This is a genomic window from Sulfuritalea sp. (assembly GCF_031426875.1).
Taxonomy (GTDB): Bacteria; Pseudomonadota; Gammaproteobacteria; order Burkholderiales; family Rhodocyclaceae; genus Sulfuritalea.
Window position 1 is genome coordinate 1 of the sequence record NZ_JASJPC010000051.1, and the last position, 17,020, is coordinate 17,020.

Here is a 17,020-nt window from a genome sequence, read left to right on the forward strand (position 1 = left end):
GCCGAGATGCTGGTCGGCGGCACCGGCATCGGCTACTTCGTCTGGAACGAGTGGAACAACCTGGCGCTGCCCAACGTGATCTTTGCCATCACCATGATCGGCGTGGTGGGCATGCTGCTCGACATGATCTTCGGCCGGCTGCAGAAGCTGGTCACTTACAGGGAATAGGCGACAGCATGAGCGGACATTTTCTCCAGGTCGAGGCGCTGCAGAAAGTCTATCCGGCACAAGGCGGCGGGACCAATGCGCCGGTGTTCGAGGACATCCACTTCCACATCGACCGCGGCGAGTTCGTCTGCATCATCGGCCACTCCGGCTGCGGCAAGACCACCATCCTCAACGTGCTGGCCGGACTCGAAGAAGCCACCGCGGGAGACGCCTTCATGGACGGCCGCGAAGTTCGCGGCCCGAGCCTGGATCGCGGCGTGGTGTTCCAGAGCCATGCGCTGATGCCCTGGATGAGCGTGCTCGGCAATGTCGCCTTCGCCGTCAAGTCGAAGTGGCCGGACTGGCCGAAGGACAAGGTTACCGGGCACTGCACGAAATATCTGGAGATGGTCGGCCTCGGCGCCGCGATCCACAAGAAACCGGCCGAACTTTCGGGCGGCATGAAGCAGCGCGTCGGCATCGCCCGCGCCTTCGCCATCCAGCCCAAGATGCTGCTGCTCGACGAACCCTTCGGCGCACTCGATGCACTGACCCGCGGCACCATCCAGGACGAGTTGCTGAAAATCGTGCAGGCCACGCACCAGACCGTGTTCATGATCACCCACGACGTCGACGAAGCGATCCTGCTCGCCGACAAGATCCTGCTGATGAGCAACGGTCCGCACGCCAAGATCGCCGAGATCGTCGAAGTCACCATGCCGCGCGACCGCACCCGCGCCGGCATTCACCACGATCCGCAGTACTACCTGATCCGCAACCACCTGGTGGACTTCCTGGTCAATCGCTCGAAGACCTACGCCGGTGCCGAGACCGGAATGTTCCACGACGCGAAGAACCCGCCCGTGGTCCGGCCCGGCCTGGACGGCGAGCGCGCGCCGGTGCTGACGCTGGCGAGCGACAAGTCCGCCGCCCCATTGAAACAGGCCATCAATCACTGACAGGAGAGCACCATGAACCGCAACGACGTTACCGAACTGATCATCGAAGCCAAGATCAAGAAAGGCCTCAAGTGGGAAGACGTGGCCAAGAAAATCGGCCTCTCGAAAGAGTGGGTCACCGCCGGCTGCCTCGGCCAGATGACCTTCGACAAGAAGCAGGCGACGACGCTGGGCAAAGTCTTCGGCCTGCCGCCGGAAGCCGTGGCCCTGCTGCAGGTGGTGCCCTACAAGGGCTCGCTGCCGACCGCCGTGCCGACCGATCCGTTGATCTACCGCTTCTACGAACTGATCAGCGTCTACGGCACGACCTTCAAGGAACTGATCCACGAGGAATTCGGCGACGGCATCATGAGCGCGATCGACTTCAAGATGGACTTGAAGCGCGAACCGAACCCGGCCGGCGACCGGGTGAACATCATGATGTCGGGCAAGTTCCTGCCCTACAAGACCTACTGAGCGGACTCCGCCGGCGGCGGGAAAAATCGCCGCCGGAACGCGGAGCCTGTTTCCTGCTCGCGGCCCCGGCTCGGGACTTGAATCCGGGCATACCGGCCGCATCTACAGTAGCAGCCGACGCTGGAGGTATCGCAATGAATGTCCTGTTCAACAACCCGCTGCTTTACGTGATCGATTATCCGGGGCACGACGCGCTGGAGATTCTGGACAAGCGCAATGGGCGGATGGGTTTGTTGCGCGGCGCGACGGCCGACCGCATGCGCGGCGAATTCACGCAGTTTCTGAGGCAGGAACACGATCAGGAAGAATTCGAAGACTTCATTGATTCCTACGAGGCCATCCTCGACCAACCGGTTTCGCGCCACTAATTTTGCTGCGGGCAAGGCCATGCCAGTGGCACAGCGCTTTTGGGCCGGGCGAAGCTACTGCACCACCCCCAAGCGGCCGTTGTGGCTGCCCATGTACCAGTAGCGCCCCGCCGCATCGATGATCGCCTTGCGGATGCCGACGTTCTGCGAGGGCAGCGCGACGACGCGAAACTCCTCGCGCGCCGGATCGAACACCGACACCGTGTCGGTGTCGATGCCGTTGACCCAGACGCGGCCCGCGGCATCGGCGGTGACGGCATAGGGGCGTTCGCCGCCGGCCTTGGGCAGTTCCCAGGTCTTGACGATGCGCCTGGCCTGCGGATCGACCCGGGCCAGCCGGCCATTGCCGTAATAGGCAACCCACAGGCTGCCGTCGGGCCCGGCGGCGATGCGCCGCGGCGCCGAGCCCCTGCCGGTCGGGAGTTCGCCGCTCCTGCCGCTGGCCGGATCGATCCAGCCCAGCGCATCGGCGCCGAGACGGCAGACCCAGACCACGCCCTGACGGTCGATCGCCAGTCCGTAGGGATTGCCGCTCATCGGGAATTCATCGATGCGTCCGCTGGCGCGATCCAGCCGTCCGACGCGCTGGCCGCCCTGCACCGTGAACCACAGCTTGCCGGCGGCATCGAGCACGATGGTGTGCGGATCGCCGCCGCCGGGCACGCGGTACTCGGTCACCTTGCCGCTCTTCGGATCGAGGCGCCCGATGGTGCCGTTGCCGTTGCCGGTGTACCAGACCATGCCCGCCTCATCGACCACCAACCCGTGCGGCCGCGCACCGGCCGGCAGTTCCCACTCGGTAAAACGCTCGCTCGCCGGCTCGAAGCGGGCGATGCGGTTGCCGTTCATCACGGCGATGTAGATGTTGCCGTCCGGCCCAGGCGCCGGATCGCGCGCGAAGCGCGGCGTCGGCACCGCCCATTCGCGGATCTGCCCGCCGATCTGCGGCAGCGCGCCGGGCAGGACTCCGTAGTTGGAACCGCCGGCCAGCGCGGCGCCAGTCGGGGTCAAGGTCAGGAGGGCAATGGCGAATGCCGGGACGACGGCAGGAACGAAGAAGAAGGCCATGATTTCTCTCCGGTTCGAATCCGAATCGAATTCGACAGCCACCTTTTCAAATCGTTCGGGGCGGGTTTCCGCGCGCAGGCCTTGGCCGATCAGTCGCTGCGCGGACGGTTCAGGTACTTCTCCAGGCTGTCGATCCTGTCGATCAGCGTCCTGGATATGTCCCTGATCCTGCTGCTGCGCAGCGCGTGATCCTGATCGGCTTTCAGGCTCAGGTAGGTATCGTGCAACTGCTTGTGCGGCTCGCCCAGGTCGATGAATTCCTGCACGGAGCCGAGAATGCCCTCGGCCTCGATCAGCCATTTGCCGAAATCGCAGCGGGTGTGGTCCTCGATGACGCAAGGCGCCTGTTGATGCGTGACCTCGGATACCCACAGGGTATGCGAGCGCCTGGCGTTGAGCAAGGTATCGAGCGCTTTCAGGCGGTCCTGGTGGCCGATTTTGATCATGGTGTTCTTTATGACAAGTGGCAGATCGAATGCATCGGGTCGCATCCTCAGGGTTTTCGGTGGCAGCCCGCCAGATGCGGCATTCACGCCCCGGCGACCGCCCCATGATTCCGCCAGGACTGCCCGGCCATTCTACAAGAATCAGCTCGGGCCCAAGGATGCCAATGCCAGCCGATTGCAGCTCAGCGCGCGGGCAGCATGCCCTGGTCGACGACGAAAGCTATGATTTCCGCCAGGCCCTGGCCGCTCTTCATGTTGGAGAAAACGAAGGGCCGCTCCCCGCGCATTTTTTTCGCATCGCGCTCCATGACTTCGAGCGAGGCGCCGACCATGGGCGCAAGGTCGATCTTGTTGATCACCAGCAGGTCCGACTTGGTGATGCCCGGCCCGCCCTTGCGCGGAATCTTGTCGCCGGCTGCGACGTCGATGACATACAGCGTCAGGTCGGAAAGTTCCGGGCTGAAGGTCGCGGCGAGGTTGTCGCCGCCGCTTTCGATGAAAATCAGGTCCAGCCCTTCGAAGCGCCGATTCAGGCGATCGATGGCTTCGAGGTTGATCGAGGCATCCTCGCGGATCGCCGTGTGCGGGCAGCCGCCGGTCTCGACGCCGATGATGCGTTCCGGTGCCAGGGCTTGGTTCCTGACCAGGAACTGGGCGTCCTCCTCGGTGTAGATGTCGTTGGTCACCACGGCGATGTTGTAGCGCTCGCGCAGCGCCTGGCACAGCGCCAGGGTCAGCGCGGTCTTGCCGGAACCGACGGGGCCGCCTATCCCGACCCGCAAGGCCGGGGCGGGGTGTGGACCATCGACTCGCAATGCTTGCTTGTTTGGGTGCACGCTCATGACCGGAAGATCCTCGTGTATTGGGTTTCGTGATTGCAGCAGGCGATGGCGAAGCCCGGCGCGAAGTTGGAGTAGTCGGCCGGATCCAGCGTCAGCGCGCGCTCGACCACGGCCGGCAGGCGGCGGCCGATTTCCTGCAGCAGGCGCTGGCCGGCGGCCTGGCCCAGCGGCACGGCTTTCAGCGCCGCCATGGTCTGGTTTTCGGCCCAGCTCCAGAGCCAGGCGGTGAGCGCGTCCGCCGGCGGGATCTGCCAGGCCGCGGCGGCGCAGGTCCAGGCCTGCATAAGAGTTGGCGCTGGCGATACGGCGATGGCAGCGAGCAGGGGCGGCGGAAAATCGCCCAGCTCATGCAGCAGGCGCTGCATCGAGTAACCCATCTGCAGCGTCTCGGCGCGCAGCTCCGCGCTCTCGCGCGTCGCCAGATATTCCGCATCCAGTTCGCGCACCGTATCGCCGGCGCCCACTTGCCACGCCTCCAGCATGCGCAGCAGCAGCGGCGCCTCGTAGCGGCCGAGGTTCCATTCGAGCTGGTCGCCGATCCAGCGCAGCGCGCTCGCTTCGTCCTGCACAGTGCCGGCCTCGGCCGCCCATTCGAGCCCCTGAGAATAGGTGTAGGCACCGACCGGCAGCGCCGGGCTGGCGAGCTGTAACAACCGAACAAGAGCGGCGCTCATCGCGGCTGGCCGCGTTGAAAATGATCGTGGATGCGCGGGCGGGTTTTGGCAGACTCGCCCTCGCCATCGGCGCTGTGGCTGTGGCCCCCGTGGGCGCCATAGGCTCCGCTTTCCGGCTCGAAGGGCGCCTCGACCTCGCTCACCGGCAGTCCCAGACCGTGCAGCATCTCGCCCAGCACATGGTCGCGGGCGAAGCGCAGATGTCCGGCCAGAACCTGCACGGCGACATGACGATTGCCGAGGTGGTAGGCGGCCCGCGCCAATTGCAGCGGGTCCTCGCTCGCCGCCTGCATCAGCAGTTCCGGTGCGGCGATCACCTCGACTACCCGGCCGTCCTTGCCCAGCAGCTTGTCGCCGCCGCGCAGTACGCCGCCGCGTTCGAGGAACAGCCCGCATTCCTCGCCGGATGCCAGCCGCGCACGCAGGCGGCTCTTGCAGCGGCTATCGAAGGGCAGCAGCAGTTGTTCGGTCGCCACCGCGTCGGCGGCGGCGTGTTGTTCGATCAGCAGCATTTCAGAACAGGAAGTAGCGCTGCGTCATCGGCAGCGTGCTTGCCGGTTCGCAGACCAGCAGCTCGCCGTCGGCGCGCACCGCATAGGTTTCGCTATCGACCTCGATGACCGGCGTCGCGCTGTTGTGCAGCATGTCGGCCTTGCTCACATGGCGGCAGTTCTTCACCGGCTCCAGGCGTTTCGTCAGGCCCAGCGCGAGCACCGCCGGATTCTTCAGCGCCGCCTGCGAGACGAAGGTGATCGAGGTCTTCAGCGCGCGGCCGAAACTGCCGAACATCGGCCGGTAATGCACGGGCTGCGGCGTCGGGATCGAGGCGTTGGGATCGCCCATCGCCGCCGCCGCGATCATGCCGCCCTTGAGGATCAGGCTCGGCTTGACGCCGAAAAAAGCCGGCTTCCACAGCACCAGGTCAGCCAGCTTGCCGGGCTCGATCGAGCCGACGACATGACTGATGCCGTGGGTGATGGCCGGGTTGATGGTGTATTTGGCGATGTAGCGCCTGACGCGCATGTTGTCGTTGCGTGCGCTGTCCTCCTTCAGCGCCCCGCGCTGAATCTTCATCTTGTGCGCGGTCTGCCAGGTGCGGATCAGCACCTCGCCGACGCGGCCCATGGCTTGCGAGTCGGAGCTCATCATGGAGAAGGCGCCGAGGTCGTGCAGGATATCCTCGGCGGCGATGGTCTCGCGGCGGATGCGGCTTTCGGCGAAAGCGATGTCCTCGGCGATCGCCGGATCGAGGTGGTGGCAGACCATCAGCATGTCGAGATGCTCGTCGATGGTGTTCACCGTGAACGGCATGGTGGGGTTGGTGGACGAAGGCAGCACATTGGGCAGGCCGGCCGCCTTGATGATGTCCGGCGCGTGGCCGCCGCCGGCGCCCTCGGTGTGGAAGGTGTGGATCGTGCGGCCCTTGAAGGCGGCCAGCGTGGCCTCGACGAAACCGGATTCGTTGAGCGTGTCGGTATGGATCGCCACCTGTACGTCCATGTCGTCGGCCACCGTCAGGCAGTTGTCGATTGCGGCCGGCGTGGTGCCCCAGTCCTCGTGCAGTTTCAAGCCCATGGCGCCGGCCTCGACTTGTTCCGCGAGCGGGCCCGGCAGCGAGGCATTGCCCTTGCCGAGAAAGCCCAGATTCATCGGAAAGGCCTCGGCCGCGGCGAGCATGGAATGGATATGCCAGGGCCCCGGCGTGCAGGTCGTGGCGAAGGTGCCGGTCGCCGGTCCGGTGCCGCCGCCGAGCATGGTGGTGACGCCCGACATCAGCGCCTCCTCGATCTGTTGCGGGCAGATGAAGTGGATGTGCGAATCGATGCCGCCGGCGGTGAGGATCATGCCCTCGCCGGCGATGATCTCGGTGCCGGCGCCGATGGCAATCGTGACGCCCGGCTGCACGTCCGGATTGCCGGCCTTGCCGATCGCCAGGATCATGCCGCCCTTGAGGCCGACGTCGGCCTTGACGATGCCCTGCACCGCATCGACGATCAGCGCGTTGGTGATCACGGTGTCGGCCACATCTTTGGAAAGCCTCTGGCCCTGGCCCATGCCGTCGCGGATCACCTTGCCGCCGCCGAACTTCACTTCCTCGCCGGGGATGGTGTAGTCCTTCTCGACCTCGATCCAGAGTTCGGTGTCGGCGAGTCTGACTCTGTCACCCACTGTCGGGCCGAACATTTCGGCATAGGCTTGTTTGGTGATTTTCATTTTGTTTGCTCCATGGGGCTGCGACCGAAAATCTGCAGTAGCGTCACCGGATCGGGAGGATGGGGCGTTCTGCGCAGCGAAGTAAAGGGGGAGGAGGCGCCCAACGGGCGCCGACGGAGGACATGAGCGAAGCAGAATGCCCCGTCCTCCCGATCCCGCACCTGACTCAACACAGCAAGCGGTTTCATTTCAAAGCTCCCTGCACCCTGCCCTGGAATCCATAAACCTTGCGCTCACCGGCATAGTCAACCAACTCGACGGAACGCGTCTGCCCCGGCTCGAAGCGCACCGCCGTACCGGCCGCGATGTTGAGCCGCATGCCGTGCGACGACGCGCGATCAAACGACAAGGCCTCGTTGGTTTCGAAGAAGTGGTAATGCGAGCCGACCTGTATCGGCCGGTCGCCGGTGTTGGCCACTTCGACGGTCATGGTGCGGCGCCCGGCGTTCAACTCGATCTCGCCGGCCTCGATTTTCATTTCGCCTGGAATCATGTGCTGCCTCCTTCTGCGTTCAGGGCTGTTGTTCGGCGGCGGCGAGGAAGTCGCGCACCACCCCAATCTGGTCGGCCGAGGCCAGGGCCGGGACATGGCCGACGCCGGCGAATTCAACCACCTTCAAATCCGGCTTGCGCCGCTGCATTTCCGCCACGGTTTCGCGCGGCAGCACCTCGGACTCCTCGCCGCGCAGCACCAGCACCGGACAGCGCACGGCCTCCCAGGCCGACCAGAGGTCGATGCCGCGCAGGAATTCCGGACCGATGGGCAGCTCCGGGTCGCGATGCACCGGCAGGCCGCGGCTGATGTCCGGGTCGTAGCGCAGGCGGTAGCCGCCGTCGGCCTCGCGCACCGCGGCATGCTCGGCCAGGTGGCGCCAGAAATCCTCGTCGAGCGCGCCGAAGCTGCTGCAAGCCTGGCGCACCCAGTCCTCGACGCCGGCGAAGTCGGCGAAGCGAGTCTCGCTGCCGATATGCCCCTTGAGGCGGATCAGCGCATTCCAGGGCACGAAGGGGCCGACGTCATTCAGCACCAGGCGGCGGATCGGCGAACCGGGCTTGGCCGCGAGCAGCATGCCGATCAGGCCGCCCATCGAGGTGCCTACCCAGTCCAGCGTGGCCGCCGGCCGCTGCCCGCGCAGCCGCGCCTGCAGACTTTCCAGCAGGCCGCCGGGGGGCGGCGTGGTGACACGCGCGATCAGCGCCGCAGCGTCGCCCAGATAAGTGGAAAAACTGTAGCCCGACTTGTCCTCCAGCCAGTCGCTGTCGCCGCGGCCCACCACGTCCATGCAGACCACCCGGCGGTCGAGCTCCAGCGCTGCGGCGAGGCGGTCGAAATCGCGGCTGTTGCGCGACAGGCCGTGCACGCAAAGCACCGCGCGCGGATTGCGGGCATCGCCCCAGTCGGTATAGGCGATGCGGTGAAAGCCGTCGGGGCCGAGGCTGAGGAAGCTGTGCAGGCGCATGGCGCTGAGGCTCAGACGATGGGGTGGTGCACCGTGACCAGCTTGGTGCCGTCGGGGAAGGTGGCCTCGACCTGTATCTCGGGAATCATCTCCGGCACGCCTTCCATGACCTCGTCGCGCTTGAGCAAGGTCGCGCCATAGCTCATGAGTTCGGCCACCGACTGCCCGTCGCGCGCGCCTTCGAGGATGCCGGCGGTGATGAAGGCCACGGCTTCCGGGTAATTAAGCTTGAGGCCGCGTCCCTTGCGCCGCTCGGCGAGCAATGCGGCGGTGAAGATCAGCAGCTTGTCCTTTTCTCTCGGTGTCAGTTCCATGGCACGAATCTCCCCACGTAGGAGCCAGCTTGCTGGCGATCGGCGCCGGCATCGCGAGCAAGCTCGCTCCTACGGTTCGCCGTGTTCATGTTCAGGTGTTCCAGATGCGCGGCACGACGGCTTCGCAGCCGATGATGGACGGCCGCAAATATTGCCAGAGAGTGACGAACCATACTCGCGCGGCCTGCGCGGAATGGCCCAGATAGCGGCCGACGAATAGCTGCGGCATGACGCTGACGCCGCAGCGCGCGCCGGCTTCGCTCGCGGTGACGGCGCGGCAGGCGCGCAGGGTTTCCGGCGCAATGTCGCTGCCCGCGACCAGCACCGTACTGCAGACGCTGAAGCCGGCGAGGCCGATCGGCGAATGCAGCAGGGGCGAACCGCCTTCGATGACGCCGCGCTCGCGCCACAGCAGCTTGCCGGCCATACGGATGTCCGTGGCGAGATGCAGGCTGCCGCGCTCGAAAGTCTCGCCGCTGGCGCGGCGGCCGAGACAGAGAGTTTCGACGCCGATGAAACGCGCACCTTGTTCCAGCTCGACTGTAGTGCGCATGCCGGCCTGCGCGCCGTCGAAGACGATGCTCTCCTGCGGCAGCCATTCCGCCGTGGCGCCAGCGCCAACTTTCAGGCGCACGGCCTGCTCCGCCCATAGTCTCCCATCGGCCGGCGAGCGATACCACTTGCCGGCACCGGGCGTGGTGAGCAGGGTCTGCGCGTCGGCGCCAAGCTCGATGCCGATCTGCAGCCGGTCGCCGCCGGCGATGCCGGCCGGCGGATGCAGCACGATCGCATGGCACAGCCGCGGCCCTTCGGGATACAGCGCCTTCTGCACACGCAGCGGACCGCGATGCTCGCGCCGCACCAGCAGGGTGGACTCGTCGCGCCGCTCGAAGCCGAGATCGAGCGAGGCCTGCCAGCAGGATGTGATCGGGTCCGCAGGATGCATCGGCGCATCATAGCGCCGCGTTACACCGCGAGCATGTCCCGCACACCGTCGGCCTCCATGTTTCTGCCTGCGCCGCGCGAAATTATTTCGCCGCGCTCCATGACCAGGTACTGGTCGGCCAGGCTGGCGGCGAAATCGTAGTACTGCTCGACCAGCAGGATGGCCATGTTGCCCTCGGCCGCCAGGCTGCGGATGGCGCGCTCGATGTCCTTGATGATCGAGGGCTGGATGCCTTCGGTCGGCTCGTCGAGGATCAGCACGCGCGGACCGAAAGCCAGCGCGCGGCCGATCGCGAGCTGCTGCTGCTGGCCGCCGGAGAGGTCGCCGCCGCGACGCTTGAGCATCTGCTTCAGGACCGGGAACATCTCGAAAATACGCTCCGGAATCGGCGTGCCGCCGGGTCGCGTGGCCAGCCCCATCTGCAGGTTCTCCAGCACCGTCAGGCGCGGAAAGATCTCGCGCCCCTGCGGTACGTAGCCGATGCCGGCCTGCACGCGCTGGTGCGAAGCGGCGCGCGTGAGGTCGCGGCCGTCGAAGGCGATGCTGCCGCTGCGCGAAGGCACGAGGCCCATCAGCACCTTGAGCAGCGTCGTCTTGCCGACGCCGTTCCTGCCGAGCACGGTCGTTACCTTGCCGATCGGCGCGGAGAATGACACATCGCGCAGGATGTGGCTGCCGCTGTAGTACTGGTTAAGAGAGTCGACTTTCAGCATAAAAAATTCAGAACCTTTTTAGCCACAGAGGACACAGAGGGCACAGAGAAAACCCAACCCGGTTTTTGACCTTCTCTGTGACCTCTGTGCCCTCTGTGGCTAATGGTTTTATCGTCCAAGGTACACCTCGATGACCCTCTGGTCGTTCTGCACCGTGGCGAGGTCGCCTTCGGCCAGCACCGAACCTTCGTGCAGCACGGTGACCATGCCGCCGAGCTGGGCGATGAAGGCCATATCGTGCTCGACCACGACCAGGGAATGCTTGCCGGCCAACGACTTGAACAGTTCACCGGTGCGCGCGGTCTCGTCATCGGTCATGCCGGCGACGGGTTCGTCGAGCAGCAGCAGCTTGGGATCCTGCATCAATAGCATGCCGATTTCCAGCCACTGTTTCTGGCCGTGCGAGAGCAGGCCGGACTGACGCTCGGCTTCATGGTCGAGGCGGATCAGGCGCAGGGTGTCGGCGATCTTGTCGCGGGCGTCGTCGTCCAGCCATGCGAACAGGCTGGTGCGCGCGCGCTTGTCCATTTTCATCGAGAGTTCGAGGTTCTCGAACACCGTCAGGTTCTCGAAAATGGTCGGCTTCTGGAACTTGCGGCCGATGCCCAGATGCGCGATCTCGGCTTCCGCCATGCGCCGCACGTCGATGTCCTGGTCGAACAGCACCTTGCCGCGGTCTGCCCGCGTCTTGCCGGTGATGACGTCCATCATCGTGGTCTTGCCGGCGCCGTTGGGGCCGATGATGCAGCGCAGTTCGCCGACCTCGATGTCGAGCGAGAGCTCGTTCAGCGCGCGGAAGCCGTCGAAGCTGACCGTGACTTCGTGCAGCAACAGGATGCTGGGCTGGCTCATACGACCATCCTCCCGGCCCCTATCCCACGGACGGCTCTGCATAGCCGTCCGGCTGCGGCAGCGCAGAGCAGTGCTCTGCGAAACCCTGCCTTCGCCCCAAGGCAGGGGGTAACGGTGGTTCGCCGCGGCGCGGCTCCATGTGGTGCCTGCGCGCCCCTTGGGGCGGCCCGGCGGGGCGCGCTCACGACGTCGCTCCCGCGCGTTTCTCGCGCAGCTTGCGCCACAGGCCGACAACGCCATCCGGCAGCCACAGCGTGACGCCGACGAAGAGCGCGCCGAGGAAGAACAGCCAGTACTCGGGAAAGGCGACGGTAAAGAAGCTCTTTGCCAGGTTCACGATGAAGGCGCCGAGCACAGGGCCGATCAAGGTAGCGCGACCGCCGACCGCAACCCAGATCGCGATCTCGATGGAATTCGCCGGCGACATCTCGCCCGGATTGATGATGCCGACCTGCGGCACGTAGAGCGCGCCGGCGATGCCGCACAACAATGCCGACAGGGTCCAGATGAAGAGCTTGTAATAGAGCGGGTTGTAGCCGATGAACATGACGCGCGACTCGGCGTCGCGGATCGCCGCCAGCACCCGGCCGAGCTTCGATGTCACCAGATATCGCCCGAGCACCAGGGTCGCCAACAGCATCGCTGCGGTCAGCGCGAACAGGGCCACGCGAGTTTCCGGCGCGGTGATGCTGTAGCCGAGTATGCGCTTGAAGTCGGTGAAACCGTTGTTGCCGCCGAAGCCGGTTTCGTTGCGGAAGAAGAACAGCATCGCGGCGAAGACCAGGGCCTGGGTGATGATGGAGAAATACACGCCCTTGATGCGCGAGCGGAAGGCGAAGAAACCGAAGACGAGGGCCACCAGCGCCGGCACCAGCAGCACCAGCAGGATGGACCAGAGGAAGGAGTCCGACCCGGTCCAGTACCAGGGCAACGCCTTCCAGTCGAGGAAGACCATGAAGTCGGGCAGGTCCGACTGGTAGGAGCCGTCGCGGCCGATCTGGCGCATCAGATACATGCCGAAAGCGTAGCCGCCGAGCGCGAAGAACAGACCGTGGCCGAGCGAAAGGATGCCCGTGTAACCCCAGATCAGGTCCATCGCCACGGCGACGATGGCGTAGCACATGATCTTGCCGACCAGGGTGATGACATAGGCCGAGACATGGAAGGGATGGCCTGCCGGCAGCAGCAGGTGCAGCGCCGGCAGCAAGATCAGAGTCAGCGCCGCCGCGACGGCGATCGCGATCCAGCCCTGTTTTGGCGTGGCTTGCAGGAAGCGGAGGATGAAGGGGGTTCGGGTGTTCAAGGCAAAACCTTTTTAGCCACAGAGGACACAGAGGTCACAGAGAAAAACCCCATGACTTTGACTTTCTCTGTGACCTCTGTGTCCTCTGTGGCTCATGGTTTTCAACTTTCCACGAAGCGGCCCTTGAGGGCGAACAGGCCCTGCGGACGCTTCTGGATGAACATGATGATGAACACCAGCACGACGATCTTGGCGATCACGGCGCCGGCCCAGCTTTCGATGAACTTGGTGACGATGCCGAGGCCCAGCGCCGCCCACACCGCGCCGGCGAGCTGGCCGACGCCGCCCAGCACCACCACCATGAAGGAATCGACGATATAGCCCTGGCCCATGTCGGGGCCGACGTTGGCGATCTGCGACAGGGCGACGCCGCCCAGCCCGGCGATACCGGCGCCGAGCGCGAAGGCCACCGTGTCGATGCGCCCCGTCGGCACGCCGACGCAACCGGCCATGGCGCGGTTCTGCGTCACGGCGCGGACGAACATGCCCAGCCGCGTCTTGTTCATCAGCACCCAGACCAGCATCAGCACGAACAGGGCGAAGCCGACAATGACGATGCGATTGAGCGGCAGCACGATGGAAGGCAGGATTTCGAGGCCGCCCGACATCCAGGAGGGATTCGCGACCTCGACGTTCTGCGCACCGAAGATCACGCGCGCGGCCTGAATCAGCATCAAGGACAGGCCCCAGGTGGCAAGCAGGGTTTCCAGGGCGCGGCCGTAGAGCCAGCGGATCACCGTGCGCTCGAGCAGCACGCCGATCGCGGCGGCAGCGAAGAAGGCCACGGGCACCGCGGCCAGCAGATACCAGTCGAGCTGCTCGGGAAAATGCGTGCGGAAGACTCCCTGGATCGCGTAAGTGGCGTAGGCGCCGACCATCAGCAGCTCGCCGTGGGCCATGTTGATGACGCCCATCACGCCATAGGTGATGGCCAGGCCCAGCGCCGCCAGCAGCAGGATGCTGCCCAGGCTCAGGCCCGAGAAGATGCGGCCGAGGGTTTCGGCCAGGGTCAGGCGGTCCTTGACCGCGAGGTAGGACTGGAAGGCGGCACGGCGGACCTCGGTTTCAACCTCGTTGGCCGGCTCCGACTGAGCCTTGAGCACGGCCTGGGTGTTCGGGTCGGCGCTGCCGGCCAGCGCCTTGGCGGCGGCGATGCGCAGCTGCGGGTCGGCATCCTTGAGCGTTGCGAGCGCGTGCGCCTCGACCAGCAGGGCGCGGATCTTCGGTTCGGTTTCGCGGTCGCGCGCCTTGGCCAGCATCGGCGCCATCGCGGCATCGACATTGCTGGCGATTTCCTTGACGGCGGCGAAGCGCACGCTCACGTCGGGATCGATCAGCTTGAGCACCGCCAGCGCGCCTTCGAGCGCGCGCCGCACGCGGTTGTTGATGGTGATCTCCTCGCCCTTGTCGTCCTTCAGCGAGCCGTCGGCGAGTTGCTGCAGCACGGCGAGCGCTTCCGGCGAGGCGGTCAGCGCGAGCTTCTGGATCGCCGCAATCTTCTCGTCCGACTCCTCAGCGGCGAGCTGGCGCAGCAAGGCCGGATCCGGCGCCGCATGGACGGCGAGACTCAGGCAGCACAGCAAGGCAAGGAGGAGATGGCGCATGGTGTAAAAAACTTTTGCCACGGCGAACACACCCTGTTCCTCCCCCTTCAAGGGGGAGGTTAGGTGGGGGATGGGGCAAGTATCCGCAGCATTTTCCCCATCCCCACCCCAGCCCTCCCCTTGAAGGGGAGGGGGCGTGCATCGGCGCGGTTAAGCCTTACTTGCCCTCGGGTTCGCCCTTCTTCTTGTCGTTGCCGGGAATGTAGGGCGACCATGGTGCGGCCTTGACCGGACCCTTGGTCTTCCACACCACGTTGAACTGGCCGTCGGCCTTGACTTCGCCGATCAGCACCGGCTTGTGCAGGTGATGGTTCTTCGGGTCCATCTGGATCTCGAAGCCGGACGGCGCCTTGAACTTCTGCCCGCCGACCGCGGCGATGACCTTGTTTACGTCGGTGCTCTTGGCCTTCTCGACCGCCTGGGCCCACATGTGGATGCCGACGTAAGTGGCTTCCATCGGATCGTTGGTGACGACGCTGTCGGCCTTGGGCAGCTTCTGCTTCTTGGCCCAGTCCTTGTACATCTTGATGAAAGCGTCATTGGCCGGATTCTTCACCGACTGGAAGTAGTTCCAGGCCGCGAGGTGGCCTACGAGCGGTTTCGTATCGACGCCGCGCAGTTCCTCCTCGCCGACCGAGAAGGCGACGACCGGCACGTCCGTGGCCTTGAGGCCGGCGTTGCCGAGTTCCTTGTAGAAGGGCACGTTGGAGTCGCCGTTGATGGTCGACACCACGGCGGTCTTCTTGCCCTCGCCGGCGAACTTCTTGATCTTGGCGATGATGGTCTGGTAGTCGGAATGGCCGAAGGGGGTGTACTCCTCCATGATGTCGGCTTCGGCGACGCCCTTGCTCTTGAGGAAGGCGCGCAGGATCTTGTTGGTGGTGCGCGGATAGACGTAGTCGGTGCCGAGCAGCACCCAGCGCTTGGCCGAGCCGCCGTCCTTGCCCATCAGGTATTCGACGGCCGGGATCGCCTGCTGGTTGGGCGCGGCGCCGGTGTAGAAGACGTTCTTTTCGAGTTCCTCGCCCTCGTACTGGACGGGATAGAACAACAGGCCGTTGAGCTCCTTGAACACCGGGTTCACCGATTTGCGCGAGACCGAGGTCCAGCAGCCGAAGACCACCGCGACCTTGTCCTGGGTCAGCAATTGGCGCGCCTTCTCGGCGAACAGCGGCCAGTTGGAGGCCGGGTCGACCACCACGGCTTCGAGCTGCTTGCCCATGACGCCGCCCTTGGCGTTGATCTCGGCGATGGTCATCAGCGCGGTTTCCTTCAGCGCGGTTTCCGAAATGGCCATGGTGCCGGAGAGGGAATGCAGGATGCCGACCTTGATGGTGTCGGCGGCAATGGCGGGCTGGGTGACGAAACCGGCAGCGGCGAGGGCGAGGGTAAGGGCCGTGGCCTTGACGAAATTGCGACGTTGCATGGTGTTCCCCTTTCAATGGAATTGAGCGGACCGACCGTTTGGATTGAAACGGTGCAGTCCTTCCATAGCGAAGGGCGTGCCATGCCATTGGCAGAATGGCGGGAACGGCCGCAATCGGCCGCTGCGGCTGGTTCAAGCCTGGATGGTCAGCTCACAACGGAAACGCCGGGGACGCACCAGAATGGCGTTGCAAGGAAATTCCGCTGCTCCCTATTGGTGCGCCGGCTGGCCTCCCGGCAAGAAACCACCATGCATACAGGGTGGCTACTTCTTCTTGCGCGCCGCGGCCTTGCGTGGCTTCGACCGGGCCTCGGCGGGCGCTTCCGGCTTCGACGGCTGGTCGCCGATCACGCCCTTGAGCGGGCAAATCTTGAAGGCCGGGCATTTCTGGCAGCCGGCGACGATGGCAATCGGACAAAGCGTCATGGGAATTCCTTCTGCGGATGACTGGAGCCGGACAGTATGCGCGTGCCGACGCCGGCAGGTAGTCTGTTTCGCCTAAAGCGGAGACGCCGGATCGCGATGCCGGACGACATGCGTCCACGCTTGCGCCAGCGCCGCAGTAGCGACATCCCGCCGCTGCGCCGCCTGCCGGCCGAAGGGCGAGCCCTGCACCATCAGCTGCGTGGCGCGGCGCCACAGCTTGAGCCACATGTCGTCCGGCGCATCGCCGAGCAAGGCATCGGCGTCGACCGGCAACAGAAACCAGTCGCCGCGATCGATTTCGTGCTCCAGCTGATCCGGCGCCCAACTGGCGAAACCGCTGAACACGCGCAGACGCTTCACCGGCGTCGGCGCCGCCAGCAGCCGCCGCAGGCTGCCGCCGTCACTGCTGAGGAACAACTGCTCCGCCATGGCGATCGCCGCCGCCGGTTCCTCCGCGCTGCGCACCAGGAACACGATCTGCCCCTCCGCCACCGGCCCGCCGTAATGCAGGTGGTGTTCTGCCGCCTGCTTCAGTTCGGGAAACACACGGTCGAGGGGCACGCCGAGGCTGCGGTTGACTATCACGCCGATGGTCGAGTTGCTGCTGCCATGCCGCGTCACCAGCACCACGCTTTGCCGGAAGCGCGGATCGGCCATTCCTTCGGCCGCGATCAGCAGCACGGAACTGGCGCTCTCGACATCGGCGGCGCGCAAGGATGGACTGCTGCAGAGCCACAGCGCGGCTATCAATGCCACCCAGGAGATGAAACGGCGACGCATGGACAAAGTATAGTCCGCGCCG

Annotated in this window: 20 protein-coding genes; 3 read left to right on the forward strand and 17 right to left on the reverse strand. The window is 65.3% G+C overall.

All coding sequences use genetic code 11. The annotated features are described in order from the left end of the window. Window positions 1–176 precede the first annotated feature (176 nt). The 3 genes from RMO95_RS19965 to RMO95_RS19975 all read left to right on the forward strand — a co-directional run bounded on the left by RMO95_RS19965 (window position 177) and on the right by RMO95_RS19975 (window position 1,930). Window positions 177–1,106: an ABC transporter ATP-binding protein gene (locus RMO95_RS19965; protein WP_310452429.1), complete on the forward strand. Its 930-nt coding sequence runs from the start codon at window positions 177–179 to the stop codon at window positions 1,104–1,106. 12 nt (window positions 1,107–1,118) lie between these two features. Beyond that, complete coding sequence (gene cynS, locus RMO95_RS19970) at window positions 1,119–1,562, forward strand: cyanase (protein ID WP_310452430.1); 444 nt, start codon at window positions 1,119–1,121, stop codon at window positions 1,560–1,562. 134 nt (window positions 1,563–1,696) lie between these two features. Beyond that, complete coding sequence (locus RMO95_RS19975) at window positions 1,697–1,930, forward strand: DUF3567 family protein (protein WP_310452431.1); 234 nt, start codon at window positions 1,697–1,699, stop codon at window positions 1,928–1,930. Between the two features lie 54 nt (window positions 1,931–1,984). Here the strand turns inward: RMO95_RS19975 and RMO95_RS19980 are convergent, their stop codons facing one another. The 17 genes from RMO95_RS19980 to RMO95_RS20060 all read right to left on the reverse strand — a co-directional run bounded on the left by RMO95_RS19980 (window position 1,985) and on the right by RMO95_RS20060 (window position 16,998). Beyond that, window positions 1,985–2,998, reverse strand: coding sequence for a hypothetical protein (locus RMO95_RS19980; protein WP_310452432.1), 1,014 nt, complete (start codon window positions 2,996–2,998; stop codon window positions 1,985–1,987). An 89-nt stretch (window positions 2,999–3,087) separates the two neighbouring features. Then, a complete protein-coding gene (locus RMO95_RS19985; RefSeq protein WP_310452433.1) occupies window positions 3,088–3,444 on the reverse strand; it encodes a CZB domain-containing protein in 357 nt (118 codons plus the stop codon). Between the two features lie 182 nt (window positions 3,445–3,626). Beyond that, window positions 3,627–4,286 carry an urease accessory protein UreG gene (ureG, locus tag RMO95_RS19990; protein WP_310452434.1) on the reverse strand — a complete coding sequence of 220 codons (660 nt, stop codon included), beginning with the start codon at window positions 4,284–4,286 and terminating at the stop codon, window positions 3,627–3,629. After that, window positions 4,283–4,960: an urease accessory protein UreF gene (locus RMO95_RS19995; protein ID WP_310452435.1), complete on the reverse strand. Its 678-nt coding sequence runs from the start codon at window positions 4,958–4,960 to the stop codon at window positions 4,283–4,285. Before RMO95_RS19995 ends, ureG begins: the two co-directional genes overlap by 4 nt. After that, entirely contained in the window at window positions 4,957–5,472 is a 516-nt protein-coding gene (ureE, locus tag RMO95_RS20000) for an urease accessory protein UreE (RefSeq protein WP_310452436.1), read from the reverse strand. Before ureE ends, RMO95_RS19995 begins: the two co-directional genes overlap by 4 nt. A 1-nt stretch (window position 5,473) precedes the next feature. Beyond that, complete coding sequence (gene ureC, locus RMO95_RS20005) at window positions 5,474–7,174, reverse strand: urease subunit alpha (protein ID WP_310452437.1); 1,701 nt, start codon at window positions 7,172–7,174, stop codon at window positions 5,474–5,476. Window positions 7,175–7,358: 184 nt separating this feature from the next. Further along, window positions 7,359–7,667 (reverse strand): urease subunit beta, encoded by a 309-nt coding sequence (locus tag RMO95_RS20010; RefSeq protein ID WP_310452438.1) that lies wholly within the window; start codon window positions 7,665–7,667, stop codon window positions 7,359–7,361. Between the two features lie 19 nt (window positions 7,668–7,686). Continuing rightward, window positions 7,687–8,634 (reverse strand): alpha/beta hydrolase, encoded by a 948-nt coding sequence (locus tag RMO95_RS20015; RefSeq protein ID WP_310452439.1) that lies wholly within the window; start codon window positions 8,632–8,634, stop codon window positions 7,687–7,689. 11 nt (window positions 8,635–8,645) lie between these two features. Further along, window positions 8,646–8,948, reverse strand: a complete 303-nt coding sequence (ureA, locus tag RMO95_RS20020) for an urease subunit gamma (RefSeq protein ID WP_310452440.1) — start codon at window positions 8,946–8,948, stop codon at window positions 8,646–8,648. Window positions 8,949–9,039: 91 nt separating this feature from the next. Further along, window positions 9,040–9,894 (reverse strand): urease accessory protein UreD, encoded by an 855-nt coding sequence (locus tag RMO95_RS20025; RefSeq protein ID WP_310452441.1) that lies wholly within the window; start codon window positions 9,892–9,894, stop codon window positions 9,040–9,042. 20 nt (window positions 9,895–9,914) lie between these two features. Beyond that, entirely contained in the window at window positions 9,915–10,607 is a 693-nt protein-coding gene (gene urtE / locus RMO95_RS20030; protein ID WP_310452442.1) for an urea ABC transporter ATP-binding subunit UrtE, read from the reverse strand. Window positions 10,608–10,715: 108 nt separating this feature from the next. Beyond that, on the reverse strand, window positions 10,716–11,459 hold the full coding sequence (gene urtD, locus RMO95_RS20035; RefSeq protein WP_310452443.1) for an urea ABC transporter ATP-binding protein UrtD: 744 nt from the start codon (window positions 11,457–11,459) through the stop codon (window positions 10,716–10,718). A gap of 181 nt (window positions 11,460–11,640) precedes the next feature. Then, a complete protein-coding gene (gene urtC / locus RMO95_RS20040) occupies window positions 11,641–12,762 on the reverse strand; it encodes an urea ABC transporter permease subunit UrtC (protein WP_310452444.1) in 1,122 nt (373 codons plus the stop codon). Between the two features lie 101 nt (window positions 12,763–12,863). Then, window positions 12,864–14,387, reverse strand: a complete 1,524-nt coding sequence (gene urtB / locus RMO95_RS20045) for an urea ABC transporter permease subunit UrtB (RefSeq protein ID WP_310452445.1) — start codon at window positions 14,385–14,387, stop codon at window positions 12,864–12,866. Window positions 14,388–14,523: 136 nt separating this feature from the next. Then, complete coding sequence (gene urtA / locus RMO95_RS20050; RefSeq protein ID WP_310452446.1) at window positions 14,524–15,792, reverse strand: urea ABC transporter substrate-binding protein; 1,269 nt, start codon at window positions 15,790–15,792, stop codon at window positions 14,524–14,526. Between the two features lie 264 nt (window positions 15,793–16,056). Next, entirely contained in the window at window positions 16,057–16,218 is a 162-nt protein-coding gene (locus tag RMO95_RS20055) for a hypothetical protein (RefSeq protein WP_310452447.1), read from the reverse strand. 72 nt (window positions 16,219–16,290) lie between these two features. Then, window positions 16,291–16,998, reverse strand: coding sequence for a YqgE/AlgH family protein (locus RMO95_RS20060; RefSeq protein WP_310452448.1), 708 nt, complete (start codon window positions 16,996–16,998; stop codon window positions 16,291–16,293). Between the last annotated feature and the right edge of the window lie 22 nt (window positions 16,999–17,020).